The 944-nt window shown below is 56.9% G+C and carries 2 protein-coding genes; one reads left to right on the top strand and one right to left on the bottom strand.

What is annotated here, in order from left to right; translation table 11 throughout:
- Positions 1 to 5: 5 nt before the first annotated feature.
- Positions 6 to 401 (bottom strand): hypothetical protein, encoded by a 396-nt coding sequence (locus XAXN_RS17210; RefSeq protein ID WP_054320453.1) that lies wholly within the window; start codon positions 399 to 401, stop codon positions 6 to 8.
- On the opposite strand from XAXN_RS17210, the gene XAXN_RS17215 reads away from it, so the two are divergent.
- Positions 400 to 777: a response regulator gene (locus XAXN_RS17215; protein WP_054320454.1), complete on the top strand. Its 378-nt coding sequence runs from the start codon at positions 400 to 402 to the stop codon at positions 775 to 777. The genes XAXN_RS17210 and XAXN_RS17215 overlap by 2 nt on opposite strands.
- Positions 778 to 944: the final 167 nt, after the last annotated feature.

The following is a 944-nucleotide window of genomic DNA, read 5'->3' on the forward strand; positions in this document are numbered from 1 at the left end:
ATTCCTCAGCCAATCCCGATCCACAACAGCACCGCGAACAGACCCATGAAGGAACTGCCCATGCCGACCATCACCAGGCCGATGATGAGACAGTCGTAGGCGAGCGCTCCGATATGCCGAACTTTGTCAGGCCCAACACGCCGCCACGCCATGAACACCCAAAAAAAGGTCGCCAGTAGCGCGAACAGCGTTATCGAACGCAAGTAGGGCGTATTCTGGATCGAGTAGCAGTAGATCCCGCATATGATGAAGATCACGAACCGGAAGTAACCTTGGTTGACCTCCTGGCGTATCGGGTTAATGCAATACAGGCGCTCAAGCTGGCGCACGATCTTATTGACCGGCCCGGCCTTGCGAACAGCTGCCGGTTTCGCATGCTTAGGTAATTGAGAATTGTCCATGTGGGTTTTAGTCGTCGATGACTCGCCTTCCAGCATCATTTTCATTAGTGAGGCGCTGCGCTCGCTGGGGCATAGTGTGCTCACGCGCACCAATGGCACCTCTGCGTTGGAGACACTGCAAGCGATGGAGGTAGACGCCGCGCTGGTGGACTACCACATGCCAGGCATGAACGCCGTTACCTTCATCGCGACACTTCGGAAGCAAACCCAAGCGGCAACGGCAGCAACGTCCGTTGTTGTGATGACTGCGGATGCATCGCCGGACATAGCTACGGCTGCGCTCTCGATGGGGGCTGCGGCTGTCCTTCATAAACCGCTCGGCTTAGACAAATTGACGGCGGCGCTCGACGCCATCGATTCCACGTCGCGGCGATAGTCCGCGACAGCAATTGCGGCAGCCGAAGCCACGAACCGGAATTCTGTTGCCATTTCGGTTCTACGTTCCGCTTGCATTAGAGGACCTAGCATGCTGGTACAGGCGTCAATGAGCGCATGGTCGCCGGTTGGTGCGACTGCGTTCTTGAGAGCATGCACCTGCGCATA

The organism is Xanthomonas axonopodis (assembly GCF_001304695.1).
Lineage (GTDB): Bacteria > Pseudomonadota > Gammaproteobacteria > Xanthomonadales > Xanthomonadaceae > Xanthomonas > Xanthomonas axonopodis.

Bases quoted from the DNA above. Each gene is read 5' to 3' on its own strand.
- XAXN_RS17215 (WP_054320454.1), top strand. From the start codon at position 400: ATGTGGGTTTTAGTCGTCGATGACTCGCCTTCCAGCATCATTTTCATT.
- XAXN_RS17210 (WP_054320453.1), bottom strand. From the start codon at position 401: ATGGACAATTCTCAATTACCTAAGCATGCGAAACCGGCAGCTGTTCGC.